The organism is Psychromonas aquimarina ATCC BAA-1526, assembly GCF_000428725.1.
Lineage (GTDB): Bacteria > Pseudomonadota > Gammaproteobacteria > Enterobacterales > Psychromonadaceae > Psychromonas > Psychromonas aquimarina.
Genome location: NZ_AUAM01000018.1, coordinates 46531 through 66736, shown reverse-complemented (window position 1 = coordinate 66736; position 20206 = coordinate 46531). Strand labels below are relative to the sequence as shown.

10 protein-coding genes are annotated in these 20206 nt (G+C 43.7%); 4 read left to right on the top strand and 6 right to left on the bottom strand.

The genetic code is table 11. The features are described from left to right. Positions 1-328: 328 nt before the first annotated feature. Together glpT and glpQ are read left to right on the top strand one after the other, a co-directional pair. Positions 329-1714, top strand: a complete 1386-nt coding sequence (gene glpT / locus G337_RS0108120; protein ID WP_028863449.1) for a glycerol-3-phosphate transporter — start codon at positions 329-331, stop codon at positions 1712-1714. Positions 1715-1886: 172 nt separating this feature from the next. Further along, entirely contained in the window at positions 1887-2969 is a 1083-nt protein-coding gene (gene glpQ, locus G337_RS0108115) for a glycerophosphodiester phosphodiesterase (protein ID WP_028863448.1), read from the top strand. 73 nt (positions 2970-3042) lie between these two features. On the opposite strand, the gene G337_RS0108110 is transcribed toward glpQ, so the two are convergent. The 3 genes from G337_RS0108110 to G337_RS0108100 all read right to left on the bottom strand — a co-directional run bounded on the left by G337_RS0108110 (position 3043) and on the right by G337_RS0108100 (position 6524). Further along, the gene (locus G337_RS0108110; protein WP_028863447.1) at positions 3043-3816 is read right to left on the bottom strand and encodes a DeoR/GlpR family transcriptional regulator; all 774 of its coding nucleotides are present in this window, start codon (positions 3814-3816) and stop codon (positions 3043-3045) included. Between the two features lie 253 nt (positions 3817-4069). After that, positions 4070-5593 carry a glycerol kinase GlpK gene (gene glpK, locus G337_RS0108105; RefSeq protein WP_028863446.1) on the bottom strand — a complete coding sequence of 508 codons (1524 nt, stop codon included), beginning with the start codon at positions 5591-5593 and terminating at the stop codon, positions 4070-4072. Between the two features lie 73 nt (positions 5594-5666). Next, positions 5667-6524: an MIP/aquaporin family protein gene (locus G337_RS0108100; protein ID WP_028863445.1), complete on the bottom strand. Its 858-nt coding sequence runs from the start codon at positions 6522-6524 to the stop codon at positions 5667-5669. Between the two features lie 1257 nt (positions 6525-7781). On the opposite strand from G337_RS0108100, the gene pulA (G337_RS25840) reads away from it, so the two are divergent. Together pulA (G337_RS25840) and pulA (G337_RS0108085) are read left to right on the top strand one after the other, a co-directional pair. Beyond that, positions 7782-10658: a pullulanase-type alpha-1,6-glucosidase gene (gene pulA / locus G337_RS25840; RefSeq protein ID WP_037027246.1), complete on the top strand. Its 2877-nt coding sequence runs from the start codon at positions 7782-7784 to the stop codon at positions 10656-10658. Positions 10659-11578: 920 nt separating this feature from the next. Beyond that, a complete protein-coding gene (gene pulA / locus G337_RS0108085; RefSeq protein ID WP_028863444.1) occupies positions 11579-15670 on the top strand; it encodes a pullulanase-type alpha-1,6-glucosidase in 4092 nt (1363 codons plus the stop codon). Between the two features lie 573 nt (positions 15671-16243). On the opposite strand, the gene fruA is transcribed toward pulA (G337_RS0108085), so the two are convergent. Genes fruA through fruB form a run of 3 tightly spaced genes read right to left on the bottom strand, consistent with a single transcriptional unit; the run spans position 16244 to position 20045 of the window. After that, positions 16244-17971, bottom strand: a complete 1728-nt coding sequence (gene fruA, locus G337_RS0108080) for a PTS fructose transporter subunit IIBC (RefSeq protein WP_028863443.1) — start codon at positions 17969-17971, stop codon at positions 16244-16246. Then, positions 17968-18927 carry a 1-phosphofructokinase gene (gene pfkB, locus G337_RS0108075; RefSeq protein ID WP_028863442.1) on the bottom strand — a complete coding sequence of 320 codons (960 nt, stop codon included), beginning with the start codon at positions 18925-18927 and terminating at the stop codon, positions 17968-17970. Before pfkB ends, fruA begins: the two co-directional genes overlap by 4 nt. Next, positions 18924-20045, bottom strand: a complete 1122-nt coding sequence (fruB, locus tag G337_RS0108070) for a fused PTS fructose transporter subunit IIA/HPr protein (protein ID WP_028863441.1) — start codon at positions 20043-20045, stop codon at positions 18924-18926. Before fruB ends, pfkB begins: the two co-directional genes overlap by 4 nt. Between the last annotated feature and the right edge of the window lie 161 nt (positions 20046-20206).

Sequence of the window (20206 nt, the reverse complement as noted above, 5' to 3'; positions counted from 1 at the left end):
TTAAGAGCGGATAATTGCCTTGCCCTGTTCTCATGCGGCTTTGTGAGGCGCTTGTTATGAACTGTTGTGGTTTGTGTATGTTGCTGTTAATACTGGGTAAATGATAATTAATGCGTTGTTTTGTTAAGTGCGTCCGTTTTTTTGCACATAAAATCTTCGTTTGTGATCAACTTCGTGGAAATATTTGTTCATTCGCGCAACAGTGGCGCAGCAAAATCGTTAAGATATCGCAGCAATAGTTATTCTGTGAGCGAAAACGATTAAAATAATTTTGTTTTGAGCTCGACTGCTCAAAATATACACACCATTCATTGTTAAGGAACTGCTTATGTTCGGTTTATTTCGACCTGTCGCACATATTGAACGTCTGCCTGAAGGCAAGATTGATCCAGTATACAAACGCCTGCGCTGGCAATTATTTTTAAGTATTTTTGTCGGTTATGCCGGTTATTATTTAGTGCGTAAAAACTTCAGTTTAGCGATGCCCTTTTTGATTGAAGAATACGGCTACAGCCGCGGTGATCTTGGTGTGGCGCTGGCTTCTGTATCTATTGCTTACGGCTTATCGAAGTTTTTAATGGGTAATGTTTCAGACCGTTCTAATCCGCGTTATTTTATGGTTGCAGGTCTGGTGATGTCTGCACTGGTTATGCTCAGTTTTGGTTTTATGCCCTGGGCGACAAGCAGTATCACCGCTATGTTTATTCTTCTGTTCCTGAACGGCTGGTTTCAGGGAATGGGCTGGCCGGCCTGTGGACGAACCATGGTGCACTGGTGGTCTCATAAAGAGCGCGGCGGTATTGTTTCCGTCTGGAATGTTGCGCATAACGTCGGCGGCGGGTTAATCGGTCCGATCTTTTTATTAGGTTTATGGGCGTTTAATGATGACTGGCGTACAGCTTTCTATGTACCGGCGATATTTGCTTTACTGGTTGCCGCTTTTACTTTCCTGACCATGCGTGATACGCCGCAGTCCTGTGGTCTGCCTGCCGTTGAAGAGTATAAAGATGATTATCCTGATAACTATAATGAGTCCTTTGAAAAAGAGATGACCGCGAAAGAGATCTTCTTTAAGTATGTTTTTAACAACAAACTTCTATGGTACATCGCTATTGCGAATGCATTTGTTTATATGATCCGTTACGGAGTGCTTGACTGGGCACCGGTATATTTAAATGAAGTAAAAGAGTTCTCGGTGGATAAATCCTCATGGGCATATTTCTTATACGAATGGGCTGGTATTCCCGGCACCTTATTATGCGGCTGGATGTCGGATAAACTGTTTAAAGGCCGCCGCGCACCTGCAGGTATCTTATTTATGGTACTGGTAACTATTGCTGTGCTGGTTTACTGGTTTAACCCTGCCGGCAATCCTATGGTGGATATGCTGGCTTTAGTGGCTATCGGTTTCTTAATTTACGGCCCGGTAATGTTAATTGGTTTATACGCACTGGAGCTTGCACCTAAAAAAGCAGCCGGAACAGCGGCCGGCCTGACTGGTCTGTTTGGTTATCTTGGCGGCGCTGTGGCGGCTAATGCAGTGTTAGGTTATACCGTTGATCACTTCGGCTGGGACGGCGGCTTCTTAGTTTTAACTGCCTCATGTGTACTGTCTATTATGTTCTTTATACTGGCGATGTTTGGTGAAAATAAGATTCATGCACAACGCAAGCTTGATCAAGAAAACGAACAGCTGGATCCCGCCACGGTATAAACAAGGTAAAAAGTGCCGGATCTGACTATTAACAGTCAGATCCGAGTTAAATGTTTTTTACCCGCCTCAATTTAATAAAAGTTTAATAGCGCCTGCTTAGAATGACTTATAGAAAGTCAGGCTGAAGCATCTGAGCAGGCTAATACATTTAATCATAAGAAGTGGTGAAACTATGTTCAAACAATTACCAGGTCAGAAAAAGCTGCTGCTGGGTCTGCTGATAACCTCATCGACGGCCGGTTTTGCTCATGCTGAAAAGATCGTTGTTGCCCACCGCGGTGCCAGCGGCTATCTTCCGGAGCACAGTATGGAGGCCAAGTCGATGGCTTATGCGATGGACGTTGACTACATTGAGCAGGATGTGGTCATGACCAAAGATAATTTCTTAGTGGTATTACATGATCATTATCTGGACCGTGTTACTAATGTTGCCGAGGTTTACCCGGATCGTAAACGTAAAGACGGCAGGTATTATGCTATTGATTTTACCCTGGATGAAATTAAAAGACTTAAAATGACCGAAGCATTCAACCTTAAGGATGGAGAGAAAACCGCTGTTTATGCGCGGCGTTTTCCAATCTGGAAGTCTGATTTTAAGGTGCATACTTTAGAAGAAGAGATCGAGATGATTCAGGGATTAAATACCAGTACGGGAAAAAATATCGGCATATATCCTGAAGTGAAAGCGCCCTGGTTTCACCGTAAAGAGGGCAAAGATATCAGTGTGGCAGTATTAAAAGTGCTTAAAAAATACGGTTATACTGATAAAACGGATCTGGTTTACTTTCAGTCTTTTGATGCTGATGAGTTAAAGCGTGTCAAATATGAGCTGCTTCCAAAGTTTTCCATGGACATCAGATTAGTGCAGTTAATGGCTGAAACAAGCTGGGGGGAAACCATGCAGTATGTCGATGGCAAACCTGAAGCTTATAACTATGACTGGATGTTTAAGCCTGGAGCGATGGAAATAATTGCTGAATATGCGGACGGTGTCGGCCCCTGGCATCCAATGGTAGTGGCACCGGAATCGCAGAAAGGTAAGTTAGTTTTTACCTCTCTGGTTAAGGAAGCGCATCAGGCCGGCATGCAGGTTCATCCTTATACATTTAGATTAGATGAAGGAAAAATACCTGAGTATGCGCAGGACTTTGAAGAGTTATTAGATATTTTCTATAACAAAGCGGATGTTGACGGTGTATTTACGGACTTTCCGGATCGTGCGGTTGATTTTTTAGATGCTCAGAAAAGCAGCTAGTCAGACTGATAGTTAATAATAAGCACTTAGTCTTTGCCTAAGTGCTTATCTTTTCTAGACATGGCTTAGTGTTTCAGCTTGTGCGGGAAATCACTTCAAAGGGGATATTATGTTCCTTTAATAATGCTGCAATTTCTTCCGGCGGCTGCTGGTCGGTAATCAGCATATCCAGTTCAGAAATATTACCGAGATTCACCATGGCATTACGGCCGAACTTTGTATGGTCAACTGCCAGGTAAACACTGCGGCTGTTTTCTATAATCGCTTTTTTAACCCGTACTTCATGGTAGTCAAAGTCCAGCAGTGAACCGTCATAGTCAATACCGCTGATACCTAGAATGCCGAAATCTAAACGGAACTGTTTAATAAAATCCAGGGTTGCTTCACCAACAATACCGCCGTCTCTATTACGTACTTCTCCGCCGGCAAGGATAACCTTAAAGTCTTCGTTACCCATTAAGATAGCCGCCACATTGATATTATTGGTCACAACACGCAGATCTTTGTGGTTCTTCACCAGCTCTTTGGCGATCGACTCCGGCGTCGTGCCTATATCAATAAACAGGGTTGCGCCGTTAGGAATATATTTTACCAAGGCTTCTGCAATGCAGTCCTTTTCATGCAGCTGCATCACTTTACGGGTGTTATAAGCGGTATTTACGGAGCTCAGCGGGGTGGTTGCGCCGCCGTGATGGCGACGTATTTTATTTTCATCGGCCAGTTCATTCAGATCACGGCGAATGGTCTGCGGGCTGACTTTAAAACGCTCAACAAGGTCGTCGGTACTGACATAGCCGTTTTTTTGTACGAGATCGATGATTTTCTGCTGTCTTGTAGTTTGCTTCACGAAACACTGCTCCTTGGTTCTGTGCCGAAGTTTAATGAAATAAGTTTACCGCTGCGGTAATGAATAGCAATGAAATTACAATATTGCTGAGTGATATGAGGCATATTAGTTTCGAATTACAACAAATTGACTTTTAAGATGTACTTTTATCAGCGAACACTCGAAATGTTGAGCGAAGTAAGAGAATAAGTTTCGAAAAAAAGAGTGTCTTACGACACTCTTTATATAATAAGCACAGGGCTGATTTTAGCCGTTACTCATTGTCTTCATGATGAAGCTCTGCCCAGACCTGCGTACATTTAACGGCACGTTTCCAGCCGTTGTAACGCTGCTGACGTTTGCTTTTATCAGGGTTTGCCGTAAATGAATGTTCAATAACAGCTTTATCTGCTAATTCTTCTAAACCTTCCCAGTAACCCACTGCGATACCGGCCAGGTAAGCCGCACCCAGTGCGGTGACTTCGGTGACAGCAGGGCGCTGCACTGTTGTATCTAATACATCTGACTGGAACTGCATTAAGAAGTTATTCGCCACCGCGCCGCCGTCAACACGTAAAGCTGACAGTTTAATGCCGGAGTCTGCCTGCATTGCATCCAGTACATCACGGGTCTGATAAGCAATACTCTCCAGTGTTGCCCGGATAATATGGCAGGAATTGACGCCGCGTGTTAAGCCGACAATGGTGCCTCGTGCATAGGGGTCCCAGTACGGTGCGCCTAAACCGGTAAATGCCGGTACCACATAAACACCGTTGGAAGAGTCAACTTTAGTGGCAAAGTATTCGGAATCCTTGGCATCAGCGAGCAGTTTCATTTCGTCACGCAGCCACTGAATAGAAGCGCCGCCCATAAATACCGCACCTTCCAGCGCATAGGCGGCGCCTCCTCTCGGTCCGCATGCCAGGGTCGTTAACAGGCCGTTTTTAGAAGTTACTTTTTCTTTACCTGTATTCATTAACAGGAAGCAGCCTGTGCCGTAAGTATTTTTCGCCTGGCCTTTATCAACACACATTTGGCCGTACAAGGCAGCCTGCTGATCACCGGCAATACCGGCAATAGGAATACGTGTGCCGCCGAAGCCGCCGATGTTGGTCTGCCCGTAAACTTCTGATGAGCTTTTCACATCTGCCATCATAGAGCGCGGAATACCAAATGCTTTAAGGAGTTTTTCATCCCACTGTAATGTGTTGATATTGAAAAGCATAGTACGAGAAGCATTGGTGTAGTCAGTAACATGAACACGGCCCTGGGTCATTTTCCAGACCAGCCAGGTATCAACGGTACCGAACATTAATTTTCCGGCTTCAGCATCTTCTCGTGCACCTTCCACATTGTCTAAGATCCATTTGATCTTGGTGCCGGAGAAATACGGATCAAGCACCAGGCCGGTATTTTCACGGATATACTCTTCTAAACCTTCCTGCTCTTTTAATGTCTCACAAATAGGAGCGGTACGGCGGCACTGCCATACAATTGCGTTATAAACAGGTTTGCCGGTTTCTTTATTCCAGACAATGGTTGTTTCACGCTGGTTGGTAATACCAATGCCGGCGACCTGATCACTGCGGATACCTTCTTTGGCTAACGTTTCAGTTAATACCGAGCTTTGCGTTGCATAAATTTCCAGAGGATCATGCTCAACCCAGCCGGCCTGCGGATAAATTTGTGTAAATTCACGCTGAGAAACACTGACGATATTTGCATCGTGGTCAAGAATAACGGCGCGGGAGCTGGTTGTACCCTGGTCTAGTGCAACAATATACTTTTTATCTGTCATGACGTTGTCCTTTATCTCTTTAAGTTTAGTTGTAATTTGTACTGATACTCATTTTTAATTAAATATTTAATGCTTAGGCCTCTGCTAAATCTTTATTCTCTTGTTCATCTTCAGACTGATTCGAAATAGTGTCGCTCTGACCGGCATCCGGTAGATATTGTGCAATCAGTTTAGGGTAAGCCCAGCCGCCGAAACATGCGCCGAAGACAGGCCCCAGGATGGGGACAATAAAGTAAGGGATCTCTTTCGCACCGCTTAGAGCGAACTCCCAGCCGGCAAAATAAGCGAACAGTTTTGGTCCAAAGTCACGAGCCGGGTTCATAGCAAAACCGGTTAGCGGACCTAATGAGCCGCCGATGACAGCAATCAGTACACCAATTAGAATCGGGGTCATTGCGCCGCGCGGTGCGCCGTTGCTTTCATCTCCTAGAGCTAAAATAGCAAACATCAATACAGCGGTAATGACAAACTCTACAGAGAATGCGCCAAGCATAGATAATGACGGGTGCGGGTAAGTTGAGAAAATACCTGCAGTGGATAATGCGGCTTCGCTGCTGCGCATGAAGCCGTTGGCAATTTCATAGTCAGTAAATAAATTACTGTATAAAGCGTAAATTAAAGCGGCTGAACAGAATGCGCCTAAAAGCTGCGACAGGATATAAGGCAGTACTTTTCTTTTTTCAAAACCGTGAAAAGCCGCCAGGGCGATAGTGACTGCCGGGTTAATATGTGCACCAGAAACACCAGCTGTACAGTAAATAGCGATTGCGACTCCCATCCCCCACATGATACTGACTTCCCACTGACCAAAACTTGCACCTGTTAATACCAGTGCGGCAACACAACCGACACCAAAAAATATTAACAGCCCTGTGCCTATAAACTCTGCGATGCACTGTCCCAGCAGCGTATGTTGTTTACTTTGAGTCATAATCCATTCCTCTGTATGTGATGTTTAATTAAGATTACACTTTCTGTGTTGCATAAATGTACGCCATATTAACAATTAGGAAACATAAAAAGGCAGGAAATGAGCGTTCGAGCACATTAATGTTCTCAATTGAAGGTTGAATTGTTTGTGTAAATACGCTTGATATTACCCGTGGCCCCTTTGCCATAGAGGCTGTTTAATAAATAAGCACATTCGTTGTTGATATTTAGGTGTGGTGTATATTTTTATTTTTTTTTGTTTTGGGTAATAGGCCGGTTTTTACTTATAGATACTGCTGTTTTAGATTGTTTTACTTTCTATTTTTTGTTGTAACGATTTGTTTTTAAACTTTTATGTTTTTTGTGGCTTATTATTTTCAGCTGAAAAAGCAGGGCGGGGGGCTTTTCGCTTTTAAATCGAAATATACACTTCTGTCGCCAGGGGGCATAAATAGACAGGCTTTTTTACAGGTGCCCTGCTGGGCTGCTGCATAAAGGTTTTAGGGAAGGGGCTGTGTACTTAACAGCTGAATGCAGCGCAAGGATGGTCTTATCATAATGCTGGCGGTAGGTTCGTTCGAAAATTTTGTGTCTATCTGCATCAAAATTCAGTTTATTTTACCTCGTGGCTTCAAAATGTTGACTGTTTGTTTGATGTCGTCCTTTGTGTTTTTCAATGTTTTTTATTAAAAACAAGCAGGGAAATAAAAGAGTTTTTATTTCGGTTTAAGTGAATTAATTGTCAATCAGTAAGTGACTTTTATTTCTCATTTAATGGGTGCGGCTGCGTCTTGAGCATGTTCTGCATGTACATTATATTATTATTTTATGTTTGTTTGCTGAACTGTCTGGCGATTGCAAACTGCTGTGGTAACGCTTTCATTACTGCTGATCCGTACAGCTGCTGGTTTTACTTTTAAAACGATTGTTTTTATGTGCCTAGAATATTGTAGTGATTATTCTTTAATTGCCGCGCTAATGCCAAGTTGCTGGTTTTGTTGTTATTTTGGTTGTGGTTGGTTACGTTTACACTGTGTTTTTGTAAGCGGAATGTATTTGTTTATTGAATTTATGGAAAGCATTTTACAGTGATTAAGATCACAAAAAATGTGCTTTAGAATATTTGTGTTATGAAAAATTCCGCCTGGATCAACTATTGATTTATAGCAATCCAATATGATTTTTCGGCGCAACATTAGTTTGTTGTAAATAAAGTCAATTGTGTCAACGAAGTGTAAATATACGGGAAGCAGCTTAAATGAAAAATAAATTCAATAAACTGGCATTAGCAACAATGCCTCGAATCTGTGCAATGGCATTTGCAGCATCTATTACTTTGTCAGGGTGTGATGATTCAACGTCAGACAATTCGGGGGCGCCGGATCCAGCACCTTTACAAGGAGCTTCTGCACATTGGGTTGATGCCGGTACTCTGCTTTGGGATCAGGCTAAGGCGGCTGATAAAGTGGAAATTTACCATTCTGAAACTGTTGATATTAGATACGATGAAGATCAAGGCATTATTTCCGGTGGAGAAGTGCTTGCACTGACTGAAGGCAGTGTTAGTGAATCCGTTAAAGCAAAATTTCCGCACCTTAAAGACAGTGCCGCATTCAGCATTCCTGCTGATGGTGATATTAAAGAGATATTAAGAGGTCAGCTTGTTGCCGTTGCCCGCGACGGGGCGGGTAAGATTACCGCTGCGACTAAGATTCAGATTCCTGGTGTATTAGATGCACTATATACCGGAAGCGAAGAAGAGGGGCGTAATGCCGATAAACAGGCATTAGGTGCGCTTGTTGATTCCAGCAGTGTTACTTTTAATCTCTGGGCGCCTACCGCACAGAAAGTTGAGCTGTTTGTATTCAGCGAAGCTGATCCGGGCAAGGTTGAACAAGGTTATCCGAAAACCATGATTGATGAAGACGGAGACGGGGTTTATACACTGTCTGCCGATGACAGCGTAATAGATAAATATTACCGCTACCGTGTGACGGTTTATCATCCGACTACGGGTAACCTTGAGACTTTTGATGTAACCGACCCGTATTCATTAAGCCTGTCTGAGAACAGTCTGTTTTCTCAAGTCGTTGATATGAATGATGCAGCTTTAAAACCAGCGAACTGGGATGATTATAAGTTTGATGCTCAGGCGAAAGCTACCGATGCCATTATCTATGAGTCTCATATTCGAGATTTTAGTAACAGCGATACATTAGGTAATGCGGAAAATAACGGTAAATATCTGGCTTTTACTGAAGATCAGCGTGCCAGTATGAAGCATCTTAAATCACTGCAGGAGTCTGGTCTGACTTACTTCCACCTGATGCCGACATTTGATATCGCCACGGTTAATGAAGATCCGGAAAAACTGGTTAACCTTAATGACACTGTTGCAAAATTATGTTCGATAAATGCAGCTGCCGGTGTGTGCAGCAGTGCAGATCCAAGTCAGACGCTGCAGTCTCTGATGGAAAGTTATGATCCGGAAACGGACAGTGCACAGGCTCTGATGAATGATATACGTGCGCTGGACAGTTTTAACTGGGGTTATGACCCTTACCATTACACGGTTCCGGAAGGCAGTTATGCAAGTGATGCAGAAGGTTCAACACGGATTGAAGAGTTCCGTCAGATGGTGCAGGCACTGCATGATATGGGCTTTAAAGTGGTAATGGATGTGGTTTATAACCATACCTATGCGTCTGGTGATAATGAAAAATCCGTGCTGGATAAAGTTGTTCCCGGCTATTACCACCGCCTGAACAGCGAATCAGGTTCTGTTGAGCAGTCTACCTGTTGTGACAATACTGCTTCTGAACATACCATGATGGAAAAGCTGATGATTGATTCATTAGTTACCTGGACGCAGGACTACAAGATTGATTCTTTCCGTTTTGATCTGATGGGCCACCATATGAAAACGAATATGGAAAAAGCACTGGCAGAAGTACAAAAGGTTAATCCCGGCACTTACTTTTACGGCGAAGGCTGGAATTTTGGTGAAGTGGAAAACGGAAAACGCGGTAAAAATGCGATTCAATGGAATATGGCGGGGACAGGTATAGGTACTTTCAGTGACCGTCTTCGTGATGCCGTTCGCGGCGGCAGCCCCTTTGACAGTGGTGAATATTTACGAGAGAACAAAGGTTTTGCTAATGCCGCTGATGATTATGCAGACGACAGTAAAAAAGCAGAGCTGAACCGCCTGACGGATTTAGTGCGTCTGGGCATGGCTGCCAATTTGAAGGATTATCAGTTTGTCGATTATCAAGGCGACCTTAAGCGCGGTCAGGATATTGACTACAACGGTCAGAAAGCAGGTTATGCAGAGCAGCCCCAGGAGACACTAAACTATGTTTCTAAGCATGATAACCAGACTCTATGGGATAACAATCAGTACAAAACTCCGGAGGGGACAACTTCGGCGGATCGTGTACGTATGCATAATATTGCTCTAAGTACAGTGTTATTAGGTCAAGGGGTTCCGTTCCTGCATATGGGCTCTGAGCTGCTGCGTTCTAAGTCTATGCAGCGTGACAGCTATGATTCCGGTGACTGGTACAACCGGGTAGATTTTGATCTGGAAAATACGGATCTGCATAATAACTGGAATGTTGGTCTGCCGCGTGAAGATAAAGACGGTGATAACTACGATGTAATAAAAGAGGTTATTAAGGACAGCGAAGCACAACCAAGTGCTGAGCAGATTCAGCTGGCGGCTGAACAGTTCCAGGAGATGCTGAAAATCCGTACGACCAGTCCGTTATTTAACCTGGAAACCGCTGCAGATGTTATAGCGCGTGTGGGGTTCCATAATACGGGAACGGAGCAGGTGTCAGGTGTAGTGGTTATGTCTATTGATGACGGTGCTGGACTGACTGATCTGGACAGTAACTATGATGCCGTTGTGATTGTCATTAATGCAACAACAAGTGAACAGATCATGCCTGTGGCTGGAGCTGCTGGATTTACTCTGCATTCTGATCTGCAGAACTCTGTTGATCCCATTGTGAAAACAGCTGCTTTTGCAGATGGAAAATTCACCGTACCGGCGTTAACGACAGCTGTGTTTGTTAAAGCACAGGGTAAATCACAAGGTGCTGGTCTGCCTGTTTCTGCAAAAGAGATGTAGAACAGCCGCTCTCTCTATTTATTATAGAGGCTGGTGTTATTAACTAAAATGCCTGTCAGTTAAGAGCTGACAGGCATTTTTTTCGGCCTATGCAAACTATTTCAATATGTATAGTGCATTTTCAATCACACTCGCAGCTCTATTTTTCTAGGTACAAAACAAATCAATGTTCTGCTTATTATCCAGTCAAATATTATGTTCTCTTTCATTTCCACTGAGCAAAAACTACACCTGTTAATATCAGTGCGGCAGCATAAGCGACTGTAAAAAACATTAAATCGCTATGTTTGATGTCGAATTGCGTCTGGTGTATGTCGTTTTCTAAATATAATCGGATAAAAACAAGGGGAAAAATTGAGCCTTACAGAAAAGCTTTTGTCAAAGTTTCTATCTGTTTAGGACATAATTTATGGCGCTAAAGTAGATATAAATCATCCTCTATTCCTTATCATTATGAGACTTTTTATGGATGTACTTGTCAGACTTTTTTTGCTCTTTAAAATCACCAAAGAACAGTGGTAACGCTTCCATTAAAATTGAAGCCTTAAAATTCGGGCTTTGCTCTTTGAATATGTGTTTTTTTGTGTGAACTGGTTATTATGAAAATTATGTTCTTATTTGACAGTGGTCTGTAGCTGCTTGTTTTGATATCGTTTTTTGTGTGTTTGGTTACGTTTACACTGCGCTTGCTTGTCATTTTTTGTAACAAATTGTATTTTTTGGCTCGAGTCGTTATGAAGCATTTTTGTGGCGATACGGCTCACAAAAAATGTATTTTTGCGGTTTTCTGTTCTGAGAAATTTCGGTTGGATCAACTATTAATTTATCGTAATCCAATATGATTTTTCGGCGCAACATTAGCTGGTTGTGAATAAGGTAAGACTGATTTTAAAAATATAAAAATACAGGAAGTTACTTAAATGCAAAATAAACTTAATAAACTGGCATTAGCAACAATGCCTCGAATCTGTGCAATGGCAATCGTTGCATCTCTTACTCTATCAGGTTGTGATAGTTCGACGTCGGACAGTTCGGTTGTGCCGACACCGACTCCAACGCCGACTCCAGTGCCTACTCCTGACCCTACTCCGGATTCTACTCCTGACCCTACTCCTGACCCTACTCCGGATCCTACTCCGGATCCTACTCCAGATTATGTGACTGCTGCTGATAATCAAGCGGTAATCTACTTGTTAAATAACGGCTCTTTACAAAAAAGTGATATTCCGCAGACTCTGCATGTATGGAATAATGATGAATGTAGTGCGCTTGACGCAGATAAAATTACCGGCTATGACCAGTGGGATGTAGGTGTTGAAGCTGATAATACAGATGAAACAGGTATTTACTGGATATTACCTTTAACCAGCCAGGAATCGACAGATTGTATTAATTTTATCGTTCGTGACGGTGCCGGCGGTCAGTCACCTAATATGAAGCTGGAGTTTGCTACAATTTCAGATCGCCAGGGGTTTGTACCTGCTGATTACTCAGCGGTGTTAGACAGCCCGGCAGATACCACTCCGGTAAGCCTGGAAGGTGCTTCTGCACACTGGGTTGATGCCGATACGCTGCTTTGGGAGCAGGCTAAATCAGCTGATAAAGTGGAAATTTATCATTCTAAAACTGTTGATATAAAATTTGATGAAGATAAAGGTACCATTTCCGGCGGAACAGTTATTACTCTGGTTGAAGGTACAGCTACCGATGCCGTTAAAGCAAAATTCCCGCATCTTAAAGATTATGCTGCATTCAGCGTTCCATCTGATACAGATGCTAAAGATGTACTGAAAGGTCAGCTTATTGCCGTTGCTCGTGACACAGAAGGCAAAATTACAGCGCTGACTAAAATACAGATTCCGGGGGCACTCGATGCTCTTTATACCGGTAGCACTGACGAAGGCCGTAATGCCGATACGCAGGCATTAGGTGCAGTTATTGATTCTGGTAATGTGTCTTTTAATGTCTGGGCACCAACTGCACAGAAAGTTGAGTTAATTTTATTCAGTGAATCTGATGCGGGTAAGATTGAAGAAGGTTACCCGAAAACGATGAGTGATGAAGACGGTGACGGTGTTTATACACTGGCTGCCGACGGTAGTGTAATGGATAAATATTACCGCTACCGTGTAACGGTTTATCATCCGACTACGGGTAATCTGGAAACTTTTGATGTAACGGATCCGTACTCTTTAAGTCTTTCTGAAAACAGCCTGTTTTCTCAAGTGGTTGATATGGATGATGCCAGCTTAAAACCAGCAAACTGGGATGATTATCAGTTTGATGCACAGGCGAAAGCGACCGATGCAATTATTTATGAATCTCATATTCGCGATTTTAGTAACAGCGATACATTAGGCACTGCGGAAAATAACGGTAAATACCTGGCTTTCACAGAAGCCGAGCGTGCCAGTATGAAGCACCTGCAGTCATTGAAAGATTCTGGTCTGACTTACTTCCATCTGATGCCTACTTTTGATATCGCCACGGTTAATGAAGATCCGGAAAAACTGGTTAATCTTAATGATACCGTTGAAAAATTATGTTCATTAAATGCAACGGCTGGCGTGTGCAGCAGTGCAGATCCAAGTCAGACATTGTTGTCTTTATTAGAAGCTTATAAGGAAAACGGAAGTGATACCAAAGATGCTCAGGCGCTGATGAATGATATGCGCGCGCTGGACAGCTTTAACTGGGGTTATGACCCTTACCATTACACGGTTCCAGAAGGCAGCTATGCAAGTGATGCTGAAGGCTCTAAACGTATTGAAGAGTTCCGTCAGATGGTACAGGCGCTGCATGATATGGGGCTGAAGGTAGTAATGGATGTAGTTTATAACCATACCAATGCTTCCGGTGATAATGAAAAATCGGTATTAGATAAAGTTGTTCCTGGATATTACCACCGTCTGAACAGCGAGTCTGGTGCCGTTGAGATGTCCACCTGTTGTGATAATACCGCTTCTGAATATACCATGATGGAAAAACTGATGGTTGATTCATTAGTTACCTGGGCTGAAGACTACAAGATTGATTCTTTCCGTTTCGATCTAATGGGTCACCATATGAAGTCAAATATGGAAAAAGCACTAGCGGCAGTACAAAAGGTTAATCCAAGCACTTACTTTTACGGCGAAGGCTGGAACTTCGGTGAAGTGGGTGACGGTAAGCGCGGTGAAAATGCGATTCAATGGAATATGGCTGGTACCGGCATAGGTACTTTCAGTGACCGTTTACGTGATGCGGTTCGCGGCGGCAGTCCTTTTGACAGTGGTGAAGGCTTACGTGATAACAAAGGTTTTGCTAATGCGGGACCTGATTTTGCTGACGACACTAAAACAACGGATCTGAATAAACTGACAGATTTAGTACGTTTAGGTATGGCCGCTAATCTGAAGGATTATATGCTTGTAGATCACCTGGGTGAAAGTAAACGCGGTCAGGATATTGATTATAACGGGCAGAAAGCGGGCTACTCTGAGCAGCCGAAGGAGACGGTAAACTATGTTTCTAAACATGATAACCAGACCCTGTGGGATAATAATCAGTACAAAATTCTGAAGGGCACAAACTCTGATGATCGCGTACGTATGCATAATATTGCGCTAAGTACCGTATTATTAGGGCAAGGTGTTCCGTTCCTGCATATGGGCTCTGAGCTGCTGCGTTCTAAATCTATGCAGCGTGACAGCTATGACTCCGGTGACTGGTACAACCGTGTAGATTTTGATCTGGAAAATACGGATCTGCATAATAACTGGAACGTCGGCCTGCCGCGTGAAGATAAAGACGGTGCTAATTACGACGTAATTAAAGAGGTGATTGCTGATCCTGAAGCACAGCCTAGTGCAGAGCAGATTCAGCTGGCGGCTGAACAGTTCCAGGAACTGTTGAAAATACGTACAGCTAGTCCGTTATTCAACCTGGAAAGCGCTGCAGATGTTATGGCGCGAGTGGACTTCCATAATACCGGTGTCGATCAGGTGTCAGGTGTAGTTGTTATGTCTGTTGATGACGGTACTGGAGTGACAGATCTGGACAGTAACTATGATGCCGTTGTTATTGTGGTTAATGCGACAACAAGTGAGCAGTCTATGCCTGTGGCTAAAGCTGACGGCTTTACACTGCATGCTGTACAGCAGGCTTCTGCTGATGATGTTGTGAAAACCGCTAGTTTTGCTGCTGGGAAATTCACTGTACCGGCGCTGACTACTGCGGTATTTGTTAAAGGACAATCCGGTGCTCAGGGGACTGGTCTTGCAGTTGATAATAGTACGAAAGATACATCAGCTATCCCTCCGTTTGGTGAAACTATTCCTCATCTACGCGGTAGTATGAATGACTGGGGAACAACTGATGCGATGACGTTTGATGGAAATGGAGTTTATTCTATTACCATGACATTAGATGCTGGCGATTATGAATTCAAAATTGGCGATGATAATGTTGGTAACTGGGTGGATCTTAGCTACGGTGCATTTAATCCAGCAGTTTTGAACACGCCACTAGCATTAGCATATGATGAAACTTCATCTTCTAACATAAAACTATCACTAGAGGCTGATTCTGCTGTAACCTTCAAGTTTAATGCAAGCGATAAAGACGCTGCAACGCTTACTGTGACGGCTGAAGAAGTTAAAAGCTGTTCAGTGCTGGAAGACAGTACTGAAACTGCACCAATAGCAGATGATCTTTATATTAAAGGTGACTTAAATGGGTGGGGTATTGCTCCTGAATATCAGTTAACTTACAAAGGTAATAACATTTACCAAGTTGTATTAACTGATACGACAGTTAAATCTACTTTTAAAATTGCGAATGAAGCTTGGAGTGTTGAATATGCAGTTCATGCTGCTTTAAGCGCTGATGTTGAATATGCAATTGGAGCTGGCGAAGGTGGCAGTGGTAATGACTCTGTAGATTTAGCACAGGGTGATTGGAGCTTTATGTTAACGCTTGATGCAGATGATAGCAGTAAAGCTACTCTATTAATCCAAGAGTGCAGCCAGTAGCTGTATGAATATAAGCAGAGGAGTTGTTAGCCTCTGTTTTAGCAAAACTGTAAAGAAAAAACCGGGATTTCCCGGTTTTTTTATGTCTATAAAATAGAGCTGCTACTCGATATTTTTCTATTATTGTTAAAAGAAGTGCCAGCTTTGTCTTAATCCTTTTTCTAGGGCTGAATAGTTACTGAATAAAAAACTCAGTAACTCACCAGATCTGCTGAAGAGCGATTTTTTAAATTCGAATGAAAGTATGCTGCATAGTGACCCTAACTTTCACTACTATGTGGCTGCCCATATATTATTGCTTAATTGTCGAACAGGAAATTAAGATCAAAAAATACAAGCAGTCGCGAATGAAGAAAAGACAACAAACCTGCTATCTTTCAAAATCACTTTAAAGCGACCATGACTAGGCAATAATTTGTCGCTGCGTACTATTTTAGGTATTCACATATAACGGTAGATGCATGTGATTACCTTCCTGCATATTGAAATAGTTTGGACTGCTCATAAAAAATGCCTGTCAGTTTTTAACTGACAGGCATTCGCTGTTTAGCTTCCTTTCATCATAAATGTTAATTAAGCCGCTGCCAGCTGTTTTGCTTCACTTCTTTTTAGGAATGCATAACTGAAACCGGTAACCGCCGTACCAGCTGCAATGGCCGCCAAATACATCAGTACCGGGGTAATTGCACCAGGAATAAGCAGTACAAATAATCCTCCGTGCGGTGCCATTAATTGTGCACCGAACAACATGGATAAACCGCCCGTTAATGCGCCGCCGGCGATACAGCAGGGGATTACGCGCATCGGATCTTTAGCTGCAAAAGGAATCGCACCTTCAGAGATAAAACATAGACCTAATACAAATGACGCTTTACCCGCTTCAGCTTCGCTGCTGATAAATTTAGATTTAGCCAAAAATGTTGCCAGACCCATACCTAATGCCGGTACCATGCCGGCCGCCATAATGGCCGCCATCGGCAGGTAAGAGCTGGAAGCTAACAGGCCGACACCAAATGTGTATGCAGTTTTATTAACCGGACCGCCTAGATCAAAACACATCATAGAACCGAGTAAAATACCCAGTAATACTGCGTTAGCTGAACCCATGCTGCTGAGGAACTCAGTAAGGCCTGCCATTACTGAAGATACCGGGCCGCCGACAATATAGATCATTACCAGGCCGGTGATTAAGCTGGCTGCTAAGGGAATAATCAGGATAGGTTTAAGAGCCGCCATTGAGTCTGGAAGCTGCACCTTATCGGCAATAAATTTAGCCGCATAACCTGCCACAAAACCAGCTGCGATACCGCCAAGGAAACCCGCTCCTGTAGAGCTTGCTAACATGCCGCCGATTAAACCCGGCGCAAGCCCTGGTCGGTCGGCAATTGAAAACGCAATAAATCCGGCTAATACCGGAACCATAAGTGCAAAAGCTGATGCACCGCCGATATTCATTAGTGCGGCCGCTAGTGTACCTTCCTCTTTAAAGGCTTCGATACCAAAGACAAATGAAAGGGCAATTAACAGGCCGCCTGCAACTACTAACGGCAGCATATGTGAAACACCGGTCATAAGGTGTTTATAGACTGCCGAACCCTGCACCTGGTTATCGCTGCTGTTATTCGCTGCATTAGCCGTGTGCTGATAAACCGGTGCTTCTGCAAATGCTTTATTGATCTCCTGTTCGGTCTTTTTAAGTGCTGAGCCGGTGCTGGTTTTATACAGTTTTTTACCGTCAAAGCGTGCTAAATCAACTTCGATATCGGCAGCAATAATAACTAAATCGGCTTCTTTTATATCCTCTGCGCTCAGCTGGTTTTTTGCACCTACTGAACCGCGAGTTTCAACTTTCACCTGATAACCAAGCTCTTTACCTTTATCTTCCAGCGCCGCCGCCGCCATAAAGGTATGTGCTACACCCGTCGGACAGGCGGTGACAGCGACGATTTTTTTACTTGCCGCCGCGGCACTACTCAGTTGTGTAATCTGAGTTAATGGAGAGGCATTGTCAGCCGCATTCTGCAGATACTTTTTAGCATCCAGCAAGCATTCACTGATATCTGACTGATAGACTTTTTTACCTTTAAAGCGGCTGTTATCAATCTCAGTATTGCTGGCGATAATAATGCAGTCGGCATCTTCTATCTGCTGCTCGGTCAGCGCCTGTACCGGTATAACACTTGACTGGCATTCTATCTGCGCTTCCCAGTTTAATTCTGAGGCGGCTTTTTCCAATAAACCGGCTGCGATAATGCTGTTAGCGATGCCGCTGGGGCAGGCTGTTACGATAGCTAATTTCATTTTTCTATCCTCTCCATTGGTTGTTCTATCTGTACGTTGTTTTGTACTGCTAATACTTGTTCTATATCTGCCACTCCGACACCAATCTGGCTGACGGCAAGGGCGGCTAATGCGGTTGCAAAACTTAATGTTTGAGTCTTTGGCCACTGCTGTAGTTCACCCCAGCAAAGCCCGGCGACTAAGGTATCTCCTGCGCCAACGGTACTGACTACAGTCATTTTCGGCGGCTGAGACTTTATCCAGCCGTTTTGTTCAATCCACAATACGCCTTTTTCTCCCAGCGAAATCACCACATTTTCACAGCCCTGACGCTGCAGTTTTTCAGCCGCCTGCTGGATATCATGACTGCTGCTCAGTGTTGCAGCGGTTAATACGCTAAGCTCTTCATCATTAGGTTTAATCAGATATGGACCAGCCTCAACCCCTGCGCTTAATGCCCCGTTGCTGCTGTCAAAAAATACTTTTTTACCGGCTTCCTGCAGCTGCTTTATCCACTTAGCGCAGCGTTCTGGAGTAAGTCCCCGCGGAAGGCTGCCGGCAATAACAAAAATCTCATGGGAGTCGGCAAGCTCTAATAAAGTATCTTCAAACTGCTGCAGTTGTGACTCGCTAACGCTGACACCCGGGAAGTTAAGGTCGCTGACTTGCCCTGAGCTCTCGACTATTTTCACATTGATACGTGTTGCACCCTCGACGCGTACAAACTGATCATTAATATTTAATGACTCAAACAGATGTACAAAAGCTTCCTGGTTATCTGCACCGAGTAAACCTGTGACGGTTACCTGAGCACCGAGTTCAGCAAGCACTTTAGCAACATTGATGCCTTTACCCGCCGGGTGCAGACTGCCTGAATCAAGTAAATTAACCGTTCCTTTTACCAGTTCATTTAAGGAGCCGGTAAGATCCAGGGCCGGATTTAAGGTGACGGTGACGACTTTTAACGGATGACTCATGCTATTGCCTCGCCTAAACCTTCGTTGATTGCCTGGCCGATAGCATCCAGCGCTTCTTCGGCATCTTCGCCCTGCGCAATAAACTGCAGCTGGTGGCCGAACTGCACCCCCTGAGTCATAACTTTCATCAGACTTTTGGCATTGGCTGATTTACCAGAGCCGTTAAGGTTGGTCATTTGAATTTTTGCTTTAAATTTTTTCGCTACATGAACCAGCATTGCACCGGGTCTGGCGTGTAAGCCATGCGGATTTCTAATGGTGAATACCTGTTGAGAACCTTCGAGCTTTTCCTGAGTCAGCAAAGTAATTATCTGCTCTTCGGAAGCATCAAATAACTGTTCAATCTGCTGCTTGTGGATAAGGTTGATTAATATATTCAGGTTTTTCAGGTGCAGCTGGCTGTTGCTGGCAATACACAGCAGGCCCTGCACCGGTTTATTTTGAAACTGAAAAGACTCTGAGGCGGTTACTAAAGAGACTGCCGTTTTGCTGATGCCTGTACTGCTGCTGCTTAGCCACAGTCCCTGGCCTAGATAAGCTGCTGGTTTAGCAATCAGATCGGCAATAAAGCTGCTTTGTACTGCATCCTGGTTCTTAATTAAGCCGGCCGCTACAGCGGTCAGCTGGAGCAGATCCGAGGCAGGGAAGTTCATTTGAATTAGGTCAGGATTAAACAGAGTTTCATTCTGCACTTCGCCGCTCAGTAAAGAGGCGATGTTTTGTGCTGTCTGCGCTTCTTTCAGCTGCTGCTCGACATCATCGGCAGAAAGCACTTTAGTCAGCTGTTTTAAAATTGCTAAATGCTGATCCGACTGAGCTGCGATGCCGATAGCCAGATAAACTGTATTACCGTTACCCCAGTCCACGCCCTGCGGGAAGTGGTGCACAACAACACCAGTTTGCTTTACTTTGTCACGTGTTTCCGTGGTGCCGTGGGGAATAGCGATGCCGTTACCTAAAAAAGTAGAATTTTGCGCTTCGCGTGCCAGCATGCCGTCCAGGTAAGCGGCTTCCACATAGGTCTTTTCGACCAGGCTGTTAGCAATTGACTGTATTGCCTGTTGTTTATTTTCTGCTGCTTGTGAAAGAACAATATCACTGCTGTTAATTGATAACATGCTGACCACCTTGCTTCTGTTGTCTTGTTTTATGTTTAACCGAAAGGATTAAACAAGTGCCTTAAAAATTTGAGAGCTTAATCCGGCTCTAATGAATCCGTAAAACGAACTTTTTGTGTCGAATTACTCTGCAGGAATAAGAATAAATGCTGCTTTACTTA

Coding starts and splice junctions, on each gene's coding strand:
- glpT (WP_028863449.1), top strand. CDS start 329: ATGTTCGGTTTATTTCGACCTGTCGCACATATTGAACGTCTGCCTGAA.
- glpQ (WP_028863448.1), top strand. CDS start 1,887: ATGTTCAAACAATTACCAGGTCAGAAAAAGCTGCTGCTGGGTCTGCTG.
- glpK (WP_028863446.1), bottom strand. CDS start 5,593: ATGACAGATAAAAAGTATATTGTTGCACTAGACCAGGGTACAACCAGC.
- G337_RS0108100 (WP_028863445.1), bottom strand. CDS start 6,524: ATGACTCAAAGTAAACAACATACGCTGCTGGGACAGTGCATCGCAGAG.
- pulA (WP_037027246.1), top strand. CDS start 7,782: ATGAAAAATAAATTCAATAAACTGGCATTAGCAACAATGCCTCGAATC.
- pulA (WP_028863444.1), top strand. CDS start 11,579: ATGCAAAATAAACTTAATAAACTGGCATTAGCAACAATGCCTCGAATC.
- fruA (WP_028863443.1), bottom strand. CDS start 17,971: ATGAAATTAGCTATCGTAACAGCCTGCCCCAGCGGCATCGCTAACAGC.
- pfkB (WP_028863442.1), bottom strand. CDS start 18,927: ATGAGTCATCCGTTAAAAGTCGTCACCGTCACCTTAAATCCGGCCCTG.
- fruB (WP_028863441.1), bottom strand. CDS start 20,045: ATGTTATCAATTAACAGCAGTGATATTGTTCTTTCACAAGCAGCAGAA.